Origin of the sequence: Roseivirga spongicola (assembly GCF_034376045.1) — a bacterium.
GTDB lineage: Bacteria > Bacteroidota > Bacteroidia > Cytophagales > Cyclobacteriaceae > Roseivirga > Roseivirga spongicola.
In genome coordinates, this window is record NZ_CP139724.1 from 2,023,128 (window position 1) to 2,043,397 (window position 20,270).

The window sequence follows — 20,270 nt, forward strand, 5'->3', positions numbered from 1 at the left end:
TTGAGCAAAATTTCAGCTATGAACATTCGTCCGAGAAGAAATAGAAAGTCAGAAGCCATTAGATCAATAATTGAGGAAACGAAGGTCACAACCGATGACTTTATTTTTCCATTATTCTTGTTGGAAGGTGCTTCAGATAAGGTGGAGGTTGATTCTATGCCTGGAATTTGTCGCTTGGGTATTGATCAAATGCTCAAAGAGATTGAAGAGTGCTTGAAACTCGGAATTAAATCTTTTGATGTCTTTCCTGTAGTTCCTGAACACTATAAAGATAAAACTGCTACTAAGAGCTTTGATGATGATTTCTTCTACCAAAAGGCGCTTAGAAAAATTAAGCAGGAGTTTCCGGAAGCAGCAATTATGACAGACGTGGCCTTGGATCCATACAGTTCTGATGGGCATGACGGAATCGTTAAAGATGGTAAAATCTTAAATGATGAAACTCTTGAGGTTTTAGGAAAGCAAGCCCTATCTCAAGCAGCTTGTGGTATCGATATTATTGGTCCTTCTGATATGATGGACGGACGAGTTGGATACATCCGCGAAATGCTGGATGACAATGGATATACAGATGTTTCAATTATGTCTTACACCGCTAAGTATGCGAGTGCTTTTTATGGACCTTTCAGAGATGCATTAGACTCAGCGCCTAAAAGTGGGGATAAGAAAACCTACCAGATGAACCCTGCCAATAGGAGAGAGGCTCTAATTGAAGCCGATTTAGATATGAATGAGGGAGCTGATTTTATGATGGTGAAACCAGCGCTAGCTTACTTGGACGTGATCAGGTTATTGAAAGATAATTACAGTCTTCCGATTGCTGCCTATAATGTTTCAGGAGAATACTCTATGCTTAAGGCTGCTGGAGCCAAAGGCTGGTTAGATTACGAAAGAGTAATGCAAGAAACGTTGTTAAGCATAAAAAGGGCAGGTGCAGATATTATTCTGACCTACCACGCTAAGGAGTTTGCAAAACTCAATTCTTAAACAGCGAATTGATCTCCTCTTCCTAGTTGCTTCAACATTCTTCCGTGTTGATAAACAGCAGCCATAAAGGTTTTCTGACAGTTGTATGGTAAGCCATACTCAGTGGCTTTTGCCTGTACAATCTTCGAGATTTTCTTGTAATGTACGTGGCAAATGTTTGGGAATAAATGGTGCTCAATCTGATAGTTGAGACCACCCACAAACCAAGAAAATAACTTGCTATTAGGAGCAAAGTTGGTGGTAGTGAAAAGCTGATGTACAGCCCAGTTGTTCTCAACACTACCAGTATCATCAGGAATAGGATATTCAGAAGTTGGCATTACGTGCGCAGGCTGGAAAATCATTCCAAGAGCTAGCCCGGTAATAAAATGCATTATAAAGAATCCTATTAAAATGATGTACCAAGGAGCTTGGATAAAGATCAGTGGTAGAACTAATGCATAGGCGTAGTATAATACTTTAGAAATAATGGCTTCAGTAAGTACACCACCAAAAGATCTTTTCTGGCTTTTCATTAAGCCCATTTTCTTATAGCGAACTAATTGTTTGAAGTCTTTAGTGGTTAACCAAAGAAAGGTCATCATACCATATAGAAACCAACCATAAATATGCTGATGCTTGTGCGCTTTAAGCTTAGGTGCATGAGGTGATAATCTCATTAACTTTCCTGGATCAATGTCTTCGTCCATACCATCTATATTGGTGAAAGTATGATGAAGAACATTGTGCTGAATTTTCCAGATGTAACTGTTTGCCCCAATCATGTTCATTACATAGCTGAGGTATTTATTTACATGTCTGTTTTTTGAGTATGCGCCATGGTTAGCATCGTGCATTACAGAAAGGCCAATTCCGCTTTTCCCTAAGCCCATAAGTGCCCACATTAAAAGCACTACCCAGATATTGGTAATTACACCGGTAAGCATTAAAAGGTAAGGCACAAAATAAAGTGCAAACATGAAAATGGTTTTAAGTACCATTTTCCAATTGCCATAGGTTGAAATATTATTAGTCTCAAAATAAGCTTTCACTTGCTTTCTCAAGTCAGCGATAAACTCTGCCTGATTAGTTTTTGAGAAACGTACTGTTTTATGTTGCATTCTTTAGGTATTCTATTTGCAATTTACCAGTTTGAAGCTTACTTAAGAATTTTTGCTTCAGGTTTTTACTTGAACGGCCAAATACCGTCTATGTTATAAATCTTGCTCACGCTCCAGCATTAATACTGAAGATTGAGGAACAATAAATAACTTTTCACCTTGATATACCACTTCTACAGCTCCTTTCTGAAGGAAAATAGCAAGATCTCCTTCTTGAGCTTGTAACGGTACATACTTGATTTTTTCATCATTTTCTTTCCAAGGTTCATCTTCGTCAGTGGCCATTGGGATAGGGTAGCCAGGGCCAACTTTTATCACAAAACCAGTCTGTACCTTTTCTTTCTCTTGAACCCCAGGAGGAAGATAAAGTCCGCTGTCTGTTTTATCAGGTTGCTTCTTAGGACGAATAAGCAGTCGATCTCCTACCACTATAAGCTTTCTCAGTCTATTCTCTGCTGTTAGTTCCATAATTCAAAATATGGTGCAAATATAAACTAAAACCCAAATGAAAAAGGCTGGTCACTGCCAGCCTTTTCAATGTTGTTAGTAAAAGAGATTACCTTTTTATCATCAGCTTTTTGGTTTTAACCACATCTGCAGTGTTAACTCTGATGAGGTATATGCCGTCTAAGAGGCTTGAACCATCGAACTCTATGTTGTAGGTTTTGTTGGCCTCAGCAACATCTTCAAACAAGTCGCCAACCCTTACTCCTTGAGAAGTATATATGCCAACCTTTACTGGCCCAGCTTCTTTCACCTCAAAAGTAATATTAGTGAAGTCTCTGGTTGGGTTAGGGTAAGCACTCACATGGATTTTGAGTTCATCATTGTCTGTTGTGGATTCTAATTCCTGAGTGTTTGCTTCTCCGTTAGTTAAACTATTGCTTGTAGTTGTTACGGAGCAACTTCCTAAAGTTGCGCCACTCGCAATTAAGGATTCAGCTTCTTGTTGAGAAACACACAACTCTACACCATTATAGCATACTGTTATATTCCCGTTCCACTCTACAGTATCTATGATACAGTCGTTAGGTTCACCAGGAGGGTTCGAGTCACAGTCTTCAAGATCAATATTGATATCAGCTTTCTCCCATTGTCCGCAATAGTTTTTATAGTAGAACCATCCTGAGAGACCATAGTTGCTATTTTTATTATTTGCTGCTTCACCCAGTTGGAATCCGTAGAAATAATTAGTTGGCATATGGTATACGCTTACAACTTTTCCATGATTACTTCCTTTCCCTTTCAGTTTACTATTTGAATTTAAGGTATAGTAGGTCCAGTCCTCATACTTATCGCCTGCTAAGTTCTTTTCATCTTTATAACCTCTACCTAAGCCTGACCATTCAGTCCAAGAATGACCACCCTCTAGTCTAAAGCTGATCTCCCACTTATCATTCATATTTTGAACGTTTTTAAGCAAACCGGTTAAAGTGATAGATCCATCGGAGTTATATGATAGTTTCCCACTGTTATTATCGAAGTTAAATTTAGCGCTATAGCCATTGTAAGTATAATCATCTAGCCACATTGCATGTCCACCACCATCGGCTTCTACGGCAGTGCAAGATGACTCTTCTGCTGGTATTGATGGGTCTGAGGTAATTAATGAGCAGCTACTTCCTTCTCCATCTGTATAGGCTATGACTTTGAAAGGCCCATAACTTTGACCAAGAATATTGATTGAACATGAGGTATGAATTTCATAAGCAAAGCCGTTGATTTTTAAGAAAGTTTTAGACTCTAGTCTGTCATGCTTATCGAACCCTGTGATGATTAGTTGGTCACCATTTTGAACATTGCTGAACTCAGCAATTTTTTTGTTCATCTTCTTGTTATACGCTTTGATGGTAGCTCCGGATTGACCGTTGTAAATTACAGTGAAGTTTTCCATTCTGCCTTCACACTGGCAATCATTGTTTCCGGTGTTATTAGAGCCTGAGCTGTTATCATCATCGTCATCATCATTCCCACCATAATGGTTTGAGGAGTACAAGTAGCGTGAGCCATAGTTAGAGCCGTAACCTTTTATTTCATTGGAACTGTTATGTTTATTCTTCTTTTTATCGTCATCATCGTCTGAGTCTGATTTATTCTTATCATCGTCATCATCATCTGATTTGTGTTTATCATCGTCATCGTCATCATGATTTCTGCCTTTGTCATCATCGTCATCGTCATCACCGTGAGATGGATTGCCATCATCATTAGAGTCGTCCACAGAACAAGTACTTCCTTCACCGTCAGTATATTCTATTACCGTAAACGGACCTATAGTTTTACCAAGAATGTCTTCTGAACACGAGGTATGTACTTTGTAGTAGGCGTTACCAATCTTTAAGTATGTTTTGGAGTCAAGTCTTCCTTTATGGTCGAAGCCTTCTACCTTTAAAATATCACCATTCTGCACATTGTAGTACGATTCTATTTTATCCGACTTGTTCTTTCTGTAGGCTTTTACAGTTGCACCTGAGAACCCGTTGTAAACAACTGAGAAGTTCTTCATTTTACCCTCGCATTGACAAGGGGCATCATTGCCATTGCCGTTATCTCCACCGTCATTATTTCCTCCACCAGGGGTGTCTTCACATCTTACATCAATTACATAAACAGTGAAGGTTTTACTTGTTGAGCAGCCCGCAGCATCGGTTACTAAAACTTCATACGTGGTAGTTATTTGTGGCGCTACTACTACAGAGTTGAAAGAAGAGCACGCAATTTCCTCTTCTGGAGTCCAAGAGTAGCTATAATCTCCAGCACCACCAGTAGCATTAGCTGAAAGTGTGACCGTTTGTTCTCCATAACCAAGGTAAATGGTATGTTCTTCCGAACCGTCACCGCCTGGGTATTCAGGAGTAATGGCTGATTCGATGTTTAATGGTGAAGGCTCTGTTAGAGTTATGCTTTCAGAGGTTGAGACTCCTGTTTCATCAGTAACTGTTAATGTGTAAGTGCCAGCCGATACATTGTAAAGACTTAAACCAGAGGCACTAACATTCCATTCATAGGTGAGAGCTCCACAGCCTCCCTCAACGACTGCCGTTATTTCTCCATCTGAAGCACCATTGCAAGAAATGTTATACCCCTCAGTTTGATTGTAGACAAAAGCCTCTAGTGTAATGGTTACAGGTGATGCTATAACTGTCACATCAAAGGTAGATGTGGTTTGGTTACCTGCTGCATCTGTTGCAGTGTATGTTACTTGGGTAGTTCCAACTGGGAAAGTTGCTCCTGATTGATGAGAACTTGTAAGAGTAACCTCGCAGTTGTCGATGGAAGTAGGGGCATTCCAAGTAATTGATGCACTACAATTGTTATCAGTAATTTGATACATAATATCCTCAGGTACATCCGAAATTACTGGAGCAATGTTGTCTACCACGGTAACAGTCACAGTAGTGGTTGAAGTGTTTCCAGATCCATCAGTTGCTGTTAGCGTGACGATGTTATCACCAATATTCGAGCAGTCGAAGGAGTTGATGTCAATCTCTACTTGTGGAGTACCGCAATTGTCAGTAGAACCATTGTTGATCTGTTCAGCAGTGATAGAAGCCTGACCGTTTTGATTCAATGAAACCGTAATGTCTTGACCAATAGCTGAAGGAGCAATATCATCCACAACAGTCACTGTAGCAGTAGCGGTAGCAGAGTTGCCACCAGCATCTACACCAGAAAGTGTAACCGTATTGTCACCCACATTAGAGCAATCAAAAGTCAGTTTGTCCAAAGAAAGGGTCAACGAGCAGTTGTCGTAAGAACCGTTGTCAATGTCTTGCACTGAGATAGAAGCGTTGCCGTTTGCATCTAGCGAGACAGTGTAGTCTTGTGCAATGACAGTTGGAGCGGTATGATCGGAAATGAAAATACTAAACGATTCCGTAGTGATATTTCCATTAATATCGGTTACAGTAAGTGTTACCTGATTGTCGCCAAGGTCAGAACAATCGAAAGAAGTTTTACTAAGAACCTTTGTATCTATGCCGCAATTATCTGAGCTAGAGACTTCAACCTCACTTACGGTAATTGTAGCGTTACCTGAAGCATCTAAGGTAAGGTCTAAATTCTGAACCTGTACGCTTGGAGCAATATCATCAATCACAGTGACGGTAGCAGTAGCGGTAGCAGAGTTGCCACTGGCATCTACACCAGAAAGTGTAACCGTGTTTTCACCAATGTTAGAACAATCAAAAGTCAGTTTGTCCAAAGAAAGAGTCAACGAGCAGTTGTCGTAAGAACCGTTGTCAATGTCTTGTACTGAGATAGAGGCGTTACCATTGGCATCTAGCGAAACAGTGTAGTCTTGAGCAATAACAGCTGGAGCAACTTCATCTACAATGGTTACTGCTGTCGTCTGAGTATTGGTATTGCCATGAATATCAGCAACGGTTACAGTTACAGTATTCTGACCAATGTTAGCGCAATCAAACTCCGATTGACTTACTGTAATGTCATAAGGGTCGCAAGCGCTTAAGCCAGTAGTAGTTCTACAAGTACTAATGTCAAGATTGAAGTCACCCTGAACACTTTTGCCCTGTCTGTTGGTGTAGAAGAACCAACCAGACATTCCGAAGTTTCTATTCTTATCATTAGCGGCTTGGCCAACTTGGAATCCATAACGGTAGTTAGCCGGCATGTGTGTAATAGAAATAGTTTGGCCAGCATTGCTTCCTTCTCCAAGAAGTTGAGAAGGATTAGCAGCATCCATTAAGTAGTACGACCAATCTTTATAGTTGTCCTGTACTTTGTTTGCGTTTCCTTTCCAGCTTCTACCTAAAGCAGACCACTGATCCCAATCTTTTCGGTCGGTCAAATTAAGTTCTACGCTCCAAGCATCATTGGCATCATTAGGATTAACAATTCGACCTCTCACTGTGGCAGTACCGTCAGGGAACTGAACTAATTCACCACCATTATTATCGAACTGGAAGTTTACATTGCTGTTGCTCGCAGTGTATTTGCTTAGCCAGACTGCATGGTTGTTTCCACCTTCAAAAGCTTCTACTTCACAAACGCTGATGGCATTATCTACAAGGTCGGAAGCAGAGATAGTAGCTTGACCGTTTTCATCGAGCGAAGCTGTAATGCTATTGATAGTTACTTCTGGCGCTGAATCATCCACCACAGTCACTGTTGCGGTAGCGGTAGCAGAGTTACCACTAGCATCTACACCAGAAAGTGTAACCGTATTGTCACCCACATTAGAACAATCAAAAGTCAGTTTGTCCAAAGAAAGGGTCAACGAGCAGTTGTCGTAAGAGCCGTTGTCAATGTCTTGCACTGAGATAGATGCATTACCGTTGGTATCTAGCGTAATAGTAGTGTTTTGAGCGATAATTACTGGAGCAATGTTGTCTACCACGGTAACAGTTACAGTAGTGGTTGAAGTGTTTCCAGATCCATCAGTTGCTGTTAGCGTGACGATGTTATCACCAATATTCGAGCAGTCGAAGGAGTTGATGTTAATCTCTACTTGTGGAGTACCGCAATTGTCAGTAGAACCATTGTTGATCTGTTCAGCAGTGATAGAAGCCTGACCGTTTTGATTCAATGAAACCGTAATGTCTTGACCGATAGCTGAAGGAGCGATGTTATCTACTACGGTCACGGTAGCAGTAGCGGTAGCAGCGTTGCCACTAGCATCTACACCAGAAAGTGTAACCGTGTTGTCACCCACATTAGAACAATCAAAAGTCAGTTTGTCCAAAGAAAGCGTCAATGAGCAGTTGTCGTAAGAACCATTGTCAATGTCTTGTACTGAAATAGAAGCATTACCGTTTGCATCGAGTGCGACAGTGTAGTCTTGTGCAATGACAGTTGGAGCGGTAGTATCAGTAATAGATACGTTGAAGGTTTTGGTAGTAGCATTACCGTTGATGTCAGTAACGGTAAGGGTCACATCATTGTCGCCTAAGTCATCACAATTGAAAGAGGTTTTGCTCAGTACTTTAGAAGCGATGGAACAGTTGTCAGAGCTAGAAACCTCTGCTTGAGCTACAGTCAGGGTAGCATTGCCATTGGCATCAAGGTTAAGGTTTACATCTTGGACAGTTACAGCGGGAGCTCTGTTATCTACCACAGTGACAATAGCAGTAGCAGAGGCAGAGTTTCCTCTAGCATCTTTTACTGTTACCGTTACAGTATTATCACCAATGTTAGAGCAATCGAATAAAGTTTTAGATGTTGCTACAGAAGTGATTTTGCAGTTGTCTTTGGTGCAAGAAGTAAACTGAGATACATCGCTTGTAACAGTAATTGTGCTGTAAGGTACATCGGTACCTCCGCCAATGTTTCCACCGAGTCCTCCACCAAGGCCACCGGTAAGCCCACCACTTAACCCACCGCTGAGTCCACCTCCAAGGCCTCCACCGAGTCCACCAGAACCTCCAGAGTCTCCAGTTTCAATGACAGTACCTTCACAAACATATAGTACGTCTTTATTGTGGATTTTAGCCTTTCCGTTTTCATCTAGGTAAACCAAGATGTTCTGGGTTTGAATGGCAGGTGCTAGGTTGTCAATTACATTTACAGTAGCTGTTTTGGTAGCTGTGTTACCAGAAGCATCTTTAACAATAAGTGTTACTGTGTTAGCTCCAATGTTAGAACAGTCGAAGCTTGTTTTAGATACTTCAAGGGTAACGTTGCCACAAGCATCGCTAGACCCGTTGTCAACCATTTGAGGAGTAAGGGTAGCATTGCCATTGGCATCTAAGTAGATATTAGCTGTTTTAGTTCTTGCTGTAGGCAGCGTGTTGTCTACAACGGTAACAATTGCCGTAGCGGTAGTGGCGTTTCCACTTTGGTCAGTAACAGTGACTGTTACTACGTTTTGCCCTGCATCGTTACAAGTAAAAGATGTTTTAGACAAAGAATAAGAAACAATGGTACAGTTATCAGAAGTACAGTTGGCTTCAAAGGCTATCTCTTCATCACCCATTCCAGGAACAGGCTGAGGCATTGAAATACCCGTAGAACCACAGTTCAGCACCAGCACATCTTGAGGGGTGATGGTAACAGGCGTTGCACTATTCACCATTTTGGTGATGTTCTTAGTAACCACAGTAGGTGCAATGTTGTCTTCTACTGTGATGGTGACAGTTTCACTAACAGTATTGCCACTGTTGTCTGTTACTGTAATGGTAACGGAGTTGTCTCCTAAATTACCACAAGAGAATTCTGTTTGACTGATGTTGACAGAAGCAATTCCGCAGTTGTCAGAAAGCTGATCTACAATTTGTTGTTCAGAAATTGTTAGCTCTCCCTCTTCATCTAAATAGCCAGTGAAATCAGAAGCAGTAAAAGTTGGTAGAATATCATCTACTACGGTCACGGTAGCAGTAGCGGTAGCAGCGTTGCCACTAGCATCTACACCAGAAAGTGTAACCGTGTTGTCACCCACATTAGAACAATCAAAAGTCAGTTTGTCCAAAGAAAGCGTCAATGAGCAGTTGTCGTAAGAACCATTGTCAATGTCTTGTACTGAAATAGAAGCATTACCGTTTGCATCGAGTGCGACAGTGTAGTCTTGTGCAATGACAGTTGGAGCGGTAGTATCAGTAATAGATACGTTGAAGGTTTTGGTAGTAGCATTACCGTTAGCGTCAGTAACGGTAAGAGTCACCTCATTGTCGCCTAAGTCATCACAATTGAAGGAGGTTTTGCTCAGTACTTTAGAAGCGATGGTACAGTTGTCAGAGCTAGAAACCTCTGCTTGAGCTACAGTCAGGGTAGCATTGCCATTGGCATCAAGGTTAAGGTTTACATCTTGGACAGTTACAGCGGGGCTCTGTTATCTACCACAGTGACAATAGCAGTAGCAGAGGCAGAGTTTCCTCTAGCATCTTTTACAGTTACCGTTACGGTATTATCACCAATGTTGGAGCAATCGAATAAAGTTTTAGATGTTGCTACAGAAGTGATTTTGCAGTTGTCTTTGGTGCAAGAAGTAAACTGAGATACATCGCTTGTAACAGTAATTGTGCTGTAAGGTACATCGGTACCTCCGCCAATGTTTCCACCGAGTCCTCCACCAAGGCCACCGGTAAGCCCACCAGTAAGTCCACCGCTGAGTCCACCTCCAAGGCCTCCACCGAGTCCACCAGAACCTCCAGAGTCTCCAGTTTCAATGACAGTACCTTCACAAACATATAGTACGTCTTTATTGTGGATTTTAGCCTTTCCGTTTTCATCTAGGTAAACCAAGATGTTCTGGGTTTGAATGGCAGGTGCTAGGTTGTCAATTACATTTACAGTAGCTGTTTTGGTAGCTGTGTTACCAGAAGCATCTTTAACGATAAGTGTTACTGTGTTAGCTCCAATGTTAGAGCAGTCGAAGCTTGTTTTAGATACTTCAAGGGTAACGTTGCCACAAGCATCACTAGACCCGTTGTCAACCATTTGAGGAGTAAGGGTAGCATTGCCATTGGCATCTAAGTAGATATTAGCTGTTTTAGTTCTTGCCGTAGGCAGCGTGTTGTCTACAACAGTAACAATTGCTGTAGCGGTAGTGGCATTTCCACTTTGATCAGTAACAGTGACTGTTACTACGTTTTGTCCTGCATCATTACAAGTGAAAGATGTTTTAGACAAAGAATAAGAAACAATGGTACAGTTATCAGAAGTACAGTTGGCTTCAAATGCTACCTCTTCATCGCCCATTCCAGGAACAGGCTGAGGCATTGAAATACCCGTAGAACCACAGTTCAGCACCAGCACATCTTGAGGGGTGATGGTAACAGGCGTTGCACTATTCACCATTTTGGTGATGTTCTTAGTAACCACAGTAGGTGCAATGTTGTCTTCTACTGTGATGGTGACAGTTTCACTAACAGTATTGCCACTGTTGTCTGTTACTGTAATGGTAACGGAGTTGTCTCCTAAATTACCACAAGAGAATTCTGTTTGACTGATGTTGACAGAAGCAATTCCGCAGTTGTCAGAAAGCTGATCTACAATTTGTTGTTCAGAAATTGTTAGCTCTCCCTCTTCATCTAAATAGCCAGTGAAATCAGAAGCAGTAAAAGTTGGTAGAATATCATCTACTACGGTCACGGTAGCAGTAGCGGTAGCAGCGTTGCCACTAGCATCTACACCAGAAAGTGTAACCGTGTTGTCACCCACATTAGAACAATCAAAAGTCAGTTTGTCCAAAGAAAGCGTCAATGAGCAGTTGTCGTAAGAACCATTGTCAATGTCTTGTACTGAAATAGAAGCATTACCGTTTGCATCGAGTGCGACAGTGTAGTCTTGTGCAATGACAGTTGGAGCGGTAGTATCAGTAATAGATACGTTGAAGGTTTTGGTAGTAGCATTACCGTTAGCGTCAGTAACGGTAAGAGTCACCTCATTGTCGCCTAAGTCATCACAATTGAAGGAGGTTTTGCTCAGTACTTTAGAAGCGATGGTACAGTTGTCAGAGCTAGAAACCTCTGCTTGAGCTACAGTCAGGGTAGCATTGCCATTGGCATCAAGGTTAAGGTTTACATCTTGGACAGTTACAGCGGGGGCTCTGTTATCTACCACAGTGACAATAGCAGTAGCAGAGGCAGAGTTTCCTCTAGCATCTTTTACAGTTACCGTTACGGTATTATCACCAATGTTGGAGCAATCGAATAAAGTTTTAGATGTTGCTACAGAAGTGATTTTGCAGTTGTCTTTGGTGCAAGAAGTAAACTGAGATACATCGCTTGTAACAGTAATTGTGCTGTAAGGTACATCGGTACCTCCGCCAATGTTTCCACCGAGTCCTCCACCAAGGCCACCGGTAAGCCCACCAGTAAGTCCACCGCTGAGTCCACCTCCAAGGCCTCCACCGAGTCCACCAGAACCGCCAGAGTTACCAGTTTCAATAACAGTACCTTCACAAACATATAGTACGTCTTTATTGTGGATTTTAGCCTTTCCGTTTTCATCTAGGTAAACCAAGATGTTCTGGGTTTGAATGGCAGGTGCTAGGTTGTCAATTACATTTACAGTAGCTGTTTTGGTAGCCGTGTTACCAGAAGCATCTTTAACGATAAGTGTTACTGTGTTAGCTCCAATGTTAGAGCAGTCGAAGCTTGTTTTAGATACTTCAAGGGTAACGTTGCCACAAGCATCACTAGACCCGTTGTCAACCATTTGAGGAGTAAGGGTAGCATTGCCATTGGCATCTAAGTAGATATTAGCTGTTTTAGTTCTTGCCGTAGGCAGCGTGTTGTCTACAACAGTAACAATTGCTGTAGCGGTAGTGGCATTTCCACTTTGATCAGTAACAGTGACTGTTACTACGTTTTGTCCTGCATCATTACAAGTGAAAGATGTTTTAGACAAAGAATAAGAAACAATGGTACAGTTATCAGAAGTACAGTTGGCTTCAAATGCTACCTCTTCATCGCCCATTCCAGGAACAGGCTGAGGCATTGAAATACCCGTAGAACCACAGTTCAGCACTAACACATCTTGAGGGGTGATGGTAACAGGCGTTGCACTATTCACCATTTTGGTGATGTTCTTAGTAGCCACAGTAGGTGCAATGTTGTCTTCTACTGTGATGGTGAGTGTGGTTGTCGCAGAATTTCCAGCCTCATCGCTGCCAGTAAGAGTAACAGTGTTTGACCCTAAATCGGCACAACTGAAGGTTAGCTTGTCTAATGATAGCGTTAAGTCACAATTATCGGAAGAACCGTTGTTAACATCTTCTGGAGATACATTGACTTCTCCATTTTCATCTAGATACACCGTAATGTCTTTCCCGATAACGGTAGGAACAATGTTGTCTTCAATTTCAACATTGACGGTGTAGGTTGATGTTCCTGCAGTCCAAGTGATGGTGGTGGTGCCAGGATTTAGAGCAACTCCAGAGAGATTCGTTCCACTTCCGGTTGTAGCACCAGAAAGCACATATGTGGGAGCTGAGGTACAAGAAGCTGATGCAACAGGGGTAAATTCATTACCATCTATGATGTATGAGCAATCGTCTAACTCTCTAGTTACGGTACTTCCATTAGGCAGTCCGCCACCTGTTTGAGAGCCAATGCTTCCTGCAAAACCAAACCAGTGGTTTTCGCCTGAAGCTTGCTCCATAGACTGCCCTACAATCTGCCCAGCAATATTATTATGGCTCGCTTTATTAATGTGGGCCTTAGGTGCTAATAGTGAGCCAATGATAGAACCGTTACCTTGGATTTTTAGCGTTGTGGTGTTAGGAAAGTTGAAGAGAATATATGGTGCCACATGTTCACCTATACCTCCCGTATTAAATACGTTCCAGTTAAATGTACCTGGTGCATCTACATTTACAATTAATATTCTGTTGGCACTTGGTTGGTTATTGTAAGTGAAAACTGATACTTTATTTAAATCGGTTCCTGTAACATTAAGTACATTAACTCCCGTCTGAAGGTTAATTTTGACTTGATTGGGAAGGTTTACGTTACTAATTGGGTTGCCATTTGGGTTAGTCAAGTTAGCATTGTTTGCCATTTGACTAATGGTATGAGAACTGGCTTCAAACTGAGCGAAGGCAGCATTGAAGTCTATAAGGTTTGCCTCAAAGATGGGATTGTTTTGCGCACTTACACCAAGCTGTTGAGCATTGGCTTGTAAATGAAGCCTCGGTGTGCTGTTATAGTTATTGTCTTTAGTGATTCTGATTGGAGAGTAAGCCCCGTTCTGGTCTGTATACCATGCTTTTGATCCGTTGGGATTGCCAATTTTAACATAGCCATTGTTGTTCACCTGCAGAGAGTTGCCGCTTCTGTAGTCAACCATTCCGCCAACTACTAGTGTAACTGGCACCCCGCCAACTTTGAAACTGCCTTTGCTGTTAACAGATACTTGGTAGCTTCCATCAATTATGAGGTTTCCGCCAAGCGCCACAGCCCCTTCGGTTTCATTGTTTTTTAGCTTCAGGTCATTCTTTACGAAGACGTTGAAACCCAATGCTGGATCGAATGGATTAGCAATAGACGCACTAGCTCCGGGGCCAAATAGGTCACAATTGGCAGACTGTGCTTGAGCTTGAATGCTCAGTATAGGCAATGTGCAAAGACATGCAATAGCAAAAATTAGTAGGTGTCTCTTAAACCCACCAATAGGTTGTTTCATCACTCTCGTGTTTTGGTCAAAGATGTAGTTAGCTTGGATTCACCTAATACTTGTCTAAGATTAAGACTACACCTTGTTAAAGACCACATTTACGTGTGATTCTAGAAACTAGGTTTAGGTGATAGGATTTCTGTGAAAGGCATACAAATATACATAAATATGTATTTCACACACATTTATACGTTGTTTAATTTCTCAGAAGACACTGGTAATCAAGAAGGTTAAGCAGGCTTGACCTAGCGAGGAGTTGTAAAATTAGAGCTCCAAACAGTTGGTCAGTTTTGTAACCTTTTGCTTACAAGTGTTGGATCCTAATTCCTTAAGCTTAGCGGCTCTCCATATAAGATTGCCATTTACCTCACTAGTTGTACCTACATCAATGCACATCTTGTGAGTACCTGACAAACCATTCCCAAAACCAATCAAGTCCGTGATGAATGCTTTGTGCTTATCGTCTGTCTGAAAACCCGGAACAATGCCACCTGTACTCAAATGAGCGGGGAAGGTTTTTATAGTCGGAGTTTCAGTTAGTTGCATTAAAAAATGTATTAAGCCTACCTTACTAGGCTGTCAGTAAATTTCTTTGTGGTGTTTTTTCTGTTTCTAGGCTTATGCCTTTGCTTGCTAAGTATTCTTTCAATGAAAACTCCGTTTCAGCATCAGCCTCCAAATATTTCTCTATAGTGCACCAAGCTTTAATACCTAACACCACATGTTTATCCTTAATGCGTTTCGCAAAAACACGTGGAGCTGGAGTTTTTAATAAGCTATTATTCCTGTCTAGATAGTCTCTAATGAATTGCTTCACTAAACTCATATTGTTAGAAATCTCAATAGAAACATTAACATCTAGGTTGACAATGTTCTTATGACTGAGGTTGTGAAGTTCACCAGTATAGATTAGTGTGTTGGCTATTTCAACTGGTTCGCCATCCATATTTTTTAAAATAGTTTTTTTGTAGCCAGTGTGTTCTACTGAGCCAACTTGACCGTTTATTTCTATAAAGTCTCCTTTTTTAATTGGGTTGAAAACACGGATGAGTAACCCGCTTATCATGTTGAAAGCAGGGTAGAGTGTTTGTTTAGTTTTTCTTATCAACTGACCCATAGTTGTTAGATTGATTTGGGTGTTGAACCCCAATCCTTATACCAACTACGTGTTTTACCTATTTGACCCTACCAACAGCAGAAAAAAATATTTGAAATGCGTAAAACTATTCCCGAAGTGGGAAATGAGTCCTGATGTTGGAGACCCAATTGCTAGTGCTGATCCATCAAGATTTGATTGCCATCGGGATCTTTCAGCATGATGCATGCTGGGCCAGTACTGGTTTCATCACATTCATTATCAATTTGAATATCTTCTACTTTTAGCGATTTTTGAATGGACCTGACATTAGGAGGGTTGAAGGTGATGACATTTTCAGGGAACATATCTTGAAACAGACCAATCTGGGTTTCTCCATTTTTAAGCATCAACCATTTTTGGTCAATTCCCCCACAATCGGGTACTGGTTCGAATCCTAATTTTTGATAATAAGCAAGAGAAGCGGAAATGTCTTTTACCGCTAAAGCGAGGTAGTTTTGGCCTAAGTTCATGATGGGTAGTTGAAAGTGACATCATGAATATAGTTAATAGCTATTTTAAATTGTGGCTATACACTTCAATTCAATGGCAATGGGAGTTGGTAGAGAGCTGATTTCGACTGTGGTTCTACAGGGTTGATTGTCTTTGAAATATTCAGCATAGATTTTATTGTAGGTGGGGAAGTCGTCTTTCATATTGGTAAGAAAAACGGTTACATCTATCAGTTTATCCCAGCTACTGCCAGAGGCTTCAAGAATTAGTCGGACATTCTTGAAAACTGAGTGGCATTGTTCGGCAATGTCGTAGGAGATGATTTCTCCGTTTTCAGAAAGCTCAACGCCAGGGATTTTCTTTGTGCCTTTTTCTCTTGGCCCTACCCCGGAAAGGAAAAGCAGATTGCCTACTTTTCTAGAGTGTGGATAGAGTCCAACTGGTTCTGGGGCTTCATTGCTGTTAAATGCTTCACTCATTTCAAATCCTTTATAAGTTCAATACGATAGTTTTCTATCTCGTCTTTCGGTTTTACACTGTATATCTGAAAACCATTATTGATGGCAAAAGTGAGCATAGCCTTGTGTCGGTTCAAGGTTTTAAAGCGAATGGCACTGAAACCATTTTCCAGTGCCCACTTTTCTTGAAAGTCTGCCAATTTCTTAGCCAGACCCATTTTTCTATATTTTGGAATTACCCCGCCCAGCCAACTGTATAGGGTGCCATCTTCAAACCTATCGTAGGCTATTTTGCAGCCCACAGGTTTTTCTTCTACCCATGCTATGGCGATGAGCTTCGGTTTATTGGCCATTCTTTCCACATAATGATCGGTAGAAAGCAATGGGTCAAACTCGGGTAGTCCTCTTAGAACTTCCAAAGCTTCAGAAAAACTACCCTCGAGAATTTCCATTTTTATGAATTCATGATTTCTTCAATCTCCTCAGCCTCAATAGGTATGTTCCTCATCAGGTTGAAGTGACCGTCTTCAGTAATTTGGATGTCATCTTCCAAACGAATACCAATCCCTTCATTAGGAATGTAAATGCCTGGTTCAATGGTGAACACCATGCCTGGTTTGAATTCGGTGTAAATACTGGCAACATCGTGAACATCTAGCCCTATGTGGTGTGAAGTTCCGTGCATAAAGTACTTCTTGTAGGCAGGCCAGTTAGGGTCTTCGTTCTTAACATCTGTTTGATCTAATAAACCAAGCCCTATTAATTCGCTAGTCATAATTTTACCAACCTCTTTATGGTATTCAGGAATACTATTTCCTGGAGTGAGAATGGCATTTGCCTCGTTTTTCACTCTTAAAACCGCATCGTAAACTTCTCTTTGTCTTTTGGTGAATCGGCCATTAACCGGAATGGTACGGGTCATGTCTGCATTGTAGTTGGCGTATTCGGCCCCAACATCAAGAAGCATTAAATCACCATCTTTCAACTGAGCTTTGTTTTCGATGTAATGAAGTACGCAAGCATTACCGCCACCAGCTATAATTGGGGTGTAAGCAAAGCCTTTAGATTTATTTCTGATGAATTCATGTAAGAATTCTGCCTCAACTTCGTATTCCCAAGTGCCAGGTTTAGTGAATTTCAGAACTCTTCTGAAGGCTTTTTCAGTTATGTTACAAGCCTCTTGCATCAACTCAATTTCCCTAGGCTCCTTAACTGTCCGCAGGTCATAAATTTCAGGTGCGAGACGCTCATACTCATAATTAGGATAAGTATTTCGGATCCATTTACTGAAGCGGTCGCTGCGAGTTTCTACTTCTGTTGAATTTCTGATGTGCTCATTGTGATAAAGGTAAATATGCTCACATTCAGCCAAGATAGTCTTGAGGGTTAGCTCAAATTTATCGTTCCAAAGAATGGTCTGAACACCTGAAGTTTCTTGGGCTTCTTCTTCGGTGTACTTGTGGCCTTCCCACACCGCAATATGTTCATTGGTTTCACGAAGGAAAAGCACCTCCTTAAATCTATCGTCTGGGAAGTCGGGGGCTATGATTAGGGTAGATTCTTCCTGATCAATACCTGAAAGATAAAGCATGTTGCTATTCTGTCTGAATGCCATGGTGCCATCTGCATTAGTTGGCATAATATCGTTAGAGCAGACAATTACAGCCGAGTTTGGCTTTAGTCTGGCTTTCAGTTTTTCCCTGTTTTTAATGAAAAGGTCTTTACCGATGTGTTCGTATCTCATAAGCTCATTTTCGTTTGTAGCGAAGTAAACAGGAAACAATGAGAAATTAAAGGGAAGTGTGATGAGACTCAACTAAGAACTAAATTCTTCATTCATTCATCGGTTAACGATTTTTTTAGTTGTGGTCTAGATTGACTAATTTGAAACGTCAATAGATATGCATGAACTCATCCAATTTGATCAAAACTCTATGCGTCCTTATTGCGCTGACATCCCTCTCATGTACTAGAGGCCAAAGGGAAGTTAAAATCGAAATATCTTTAGAAGCTCTTGAAGTAGAAGGTAGGTTGCTTAATGCTGAGGCTCTGGATATTTCTGAAGAGCATTTAATGATGGCGTTTAACCTGTTGGTTGTTGGAGACAAGCTGGTTATTTGTAAGCCTTTTGCTCAGCCAAATTATTTTGAGGTCTACAATGTTAAATCGTTAGAATACCTTGGTGGCTTCATTAAGCAAGGTGGTGGTCCTGGAGAGTTTGCTGGAGTTTTAAGATCAACAATAGCTTCTCAAAAGGAACACAGGGTCGGGTTTATTGCCAAGGATATGGGGCGAAGTTATTATGAGTTCGATATTGACTCTGCATTGAAGGAACAAGGATACCTTACGAAAGAAATAGCTGAACTTGATGTGTTCGGGTTGAATAGAACGGAGAGGAACAATCAAGGTGAGTTTGTTTCATTAAGTCTTAGTTCTCCAAATCGGATAGTGGTTTTTGATCGAGAGGGACAAAATCCGAGAGGGTATTTCAAATATCCTTTTCAAGACGAACAGTCCGAACTTAGAACAGAAGCTTTTGGAATGGCTTATCAAGCATTCACGGTTAGAAATTTCAGTGATAATAGGCTTGGTGTTTTTACCATGAATATGCCAAACTGGGATATCATATCATTCAATCAGCCAGAACCTGAGTTAGTGGCTTCACATCATTTAGGAATGGGACAGTTTAAAGACTTATCTGAAATTAAAGAGAAGAGCAGAACCTACGGTGTGGCTTATTCATCTCAGAATAAGGAAGGATTTTTAGATGTGACGGCCAATGATGAATATATCTATGCTCTGTATTCTGGAAAGAACTTTGAGGGCCATGGTGATGATAAGGATTTTTCTAAAAAAGTAGTTGTTCTAAACTGGGAGGGAGAAATAGTGGATAGGTTGCTTTTGGAGTATGACACTAAGATTATTTCTGTAGACCAAGAGGGGCGCTACCTATATTCAATAGTTGAACAACTCAATAAAATTGAAGTAGTACGCTACAACCTGAAATCAGTAATCGACTAGTTTTAGAAGTTGGTTTTTCTCAATCTCAAGCCCACACTTAAAGTGCCCTTTTGGGCAAGCCTTTTTACCATGTAATCCGCAAGGCCTACAGGCCAAAGGTTTTTGAATTTGAATAACTCTTGAATCATCCGAAAGCGGTCCAAAGCCAAATTCTGGAATAGTAGAACAGAAAATCGCAGCGGTCGGAGCGTTCATGGCACTGGCTAAATGCATTGGAGCGCTGTCATTCACGTAGTTCATTTGGGCATCGTGCATTAAGGCTGCAGATTCCAAAAGGCTAAGTTTTCCGCAAAGGTTATGAGCATTCGAGTTGCCACTTTTTTCTATAATTTCATCGCAAAGAGCCTTGTCTGTTGGTGCGCCAAGCGCATAAATGAGACCATCGAACTTGGTTTCTGCCAAAAACTCAATCCACTTTTCCTTTGGGTATTGTTTAGTAAACCAAACAGATGCAGGAGCAAAACAGATAAACTGATCTGTTTTTAGTTTCCTTGCTTTATCAAAATCTTCTGCAGATGGATAAAGCTTTGGCTTTGCCGGATGCTCATCGGTAAACTCAGCTATTAGATTATGATTGCGTTCTATCTCGTGGCTTCTATTATTGATCAGATGAAGTACTTTTTTATTGAAAGCCCAGCTGAATGGGTTCTTGTCAAACCCTACTTTGATTTTAGCCCTTGAGAAAGCGGTAAGAAAGCCAGAATTGGCAAAGCGCTGAATGTTTACTACTAAATCATACTGTTCAGAGCGAATGGCTTTCAGCAACTTCAGTAGGTTTTTATACTTGCCTGCTTTCTTGTCCCAGACCAGTGTTTGGTTCAAGAAAGGATGGTTTTTTACCAAGCCTTCGTTCCCCTTTCTAACCAAAAAGTCGAGTTGAGCTTGCGGATAATACTGATGAAGTTTTTCTAAAACTCCAGTGGCTAAAATTACATCACCAATAAAAGCGGTTTGAATAACCAGTATTTTCTGAAAGGGCTTAGTCATAGGGCCAGCAAAGATATAGGAATCAGTTTACATCGTCATTCTAATACAAATGCG

General features: G+C 41.1%; 13 protein-coding genes. 2 read left to right on the forward strand and 11 right to left on the reverse strand.

From position 1 onward, the window contains the following. The first annotated feature begins 18 nt into the window (after positions 1 to 18). On the forward strand, positions 19 to 987 hold the full coding sequence (hemB, locus tag T7867_RS08965) for a porphobilinogen synthase (RefSeq protein ID WP_068218363.1): 969 nt from the start codon (positions 19 to 21) through the stop codon (positions 985 to 987). On the opposite strand, the gene T7867_RS08970 is transcribed toward hemB, so the two are convergent. From T7867_RS08970 to T7867_RS09015, 10 genes are all read right to left on the reverse strand, one after another. Further along, the gene (locus T7867_RS08970) at positions 984 to 2,087 is read right to left on the reverse strand and encodes a fatty acid desaturase family protein (protein ID WP_068218365.1); all 1,104 of its coding nucleotides are present in this window, start codon (positions 2,085 to 2,087) and stop codon (positions 984 to 986) included. The two genes, hemB and T7867_RS08970, sit on opposite strands and share 4 nt — an antisense overlap. A gap of 93 nt (positions 2,088 to 2,180) precedes the next feature. Further along, positions 2,181 to 2,555 carry a co-chaperone GroES gene (locus T7867_RS08975; protein WP_068218368.1) on the reverse strand — a complete coding sequence of 125 codons (375 nt, stop codon included), beginning with the start codon at positions 2,553 to 2,555 and terminating at the stop codon, positions 2,181 to 2,183. A gap of 88 nt (positions 2,556 to 2,643) precedes the next feature. Next, positions 2,644 to 9,705, reverse strand: a complete 7,062-nt coding sequence (locus T7867_RS08980; protein WP_322300098.1) for an HYR domain-containing protein — start codon at positions 9,703 to 9,705, stop codon at positions 2,644 to 2,646. A 152-nt stretch (positions 9,706 to 9,857) separates the two neighbouring features. Next, positions 9,858 to 14,171: a collagen-binding domain-containing protein gene (locus T7867_RS08985; protein ID WP_322300099.1), complete on the reverse strand. Its 4,314-nt coding sequence runs from the start codon at positions 14,169 to 14,171 to the stop codon at positions 9,858 to 9,860. 255 nt (positions 14,172 to 14,426) lie between these two features. Next, positions 14,427 to 14,708, reverse strand: a complete 282-nt coding sequence (locus T7867_RS08990; protein ID WP_068225178.1) for a hypothetical protein — start codon at positions 14,706 to 14,708, stop codon at positions 14,427 to 14,429. A gap of 25 nt (positions 14,709 to 14,733) precedes the next feature. Next, on the reverse strand, positions 14,734 to 15,279 hold the full coding sequence (locus T7867_RS08995; RefSeq protein WP_273277429.1) for a mechanosensitive ion channel family protein: 546 nt from the start codon (positions 15,277 to 15,279) through the stop codon (positions 14,734 to 14,736). A 152-nt stretch (positions 15,280 to 15,431) separates the two neighbouring features. After that, positions 15,432 to 15,770 carry a VOC family protein gene (locus T7867_RS09000; RefSeq protein WP_273514253.1) on the reverse strand — a complete coding sequence of 113 codons (339 nt, stop codon included), beginning with the start codon at positions 15,768 to 15,770 and terminating at the stop codon, positions 15,432 to 15,434. 45 nt (positions 15,771 to 15,815) lie between these two features. Beyond that, positions 15,816 to 16,229, reverse strand: a complete 414-nt coding sequence (locus T7867_RS09005; RefSeq protein ID WP_068225184.1) for a RidA family protein — start codon at positions 16,227 to 16,229, stop codon at positions 15,816 to 15,818. Beyond that, positions 16,226 to 16,660, reverse strand: coding sequence for a GNAT family N-acetyltransferase (locus T7867_RS09010; RefSeq protein ID WP_273514252.1), 435 nt, complete (start codon positions 16,658 to 16,660; stop codon positions 16,226 to 16,228). The genes T7867_RS09005 and T7867_RS09010 overlap by 4 nt, the downstream gene beginning before the upstream one ends. Before the next feature lie 2 nt (positions 16,661 to 16,662). Continuing rightward, positions 16,663 to 17,952 carry an aminopeptidase P family protein gene (locus T7867_RS09015; protein ID WP_068225294.1) on the reverse strand — a complete coding sequence of 430 codons (1,290 nt, stop codon included), beginning with the start codon at positions 17,950 to 17,952 and terminating at the stop codon, positions 16,663 to 16,665. 161 nt (positions 17,953 to 18,113) lie between these two features. Between T7867_RS09015 and T7867_RS09020 the strand changes: the two genes are divergently transcribed. After that, the gene (locus tag T7867_RS09020; protein ID WP_068225189.1) at positions 18,114 to 19,229 is read left to right on the forward strand and encodes a BF3164 family lipoprotein; all 1,116 of its coding nucleotides are present in this window, start codon (positions 18,114 to 18,116) and stop codon (positions 19,227 to 19,229) included. On the opposite strand, the gene T7867_RS09025 is transcribed toward T7867_RS09020, so the two are convergent. Next, complete coding sequence (locus tag T7867_RS09025) at positions 19,215 to 20,216, reverse strand: glycosyltransferase family 9 protein (protein ID WP_068225191.1); 1,002 nt, start codon at positions 20,214 to 20,216, stop codon at positions 19,215 to 19,217. The genes T7867_RS09020 and T7867_RS09025 overlap by 15 nt on opposite strands. Between the last annotated feature and the right edge of the window lie 54 nt (positions 20,217 to 20,270).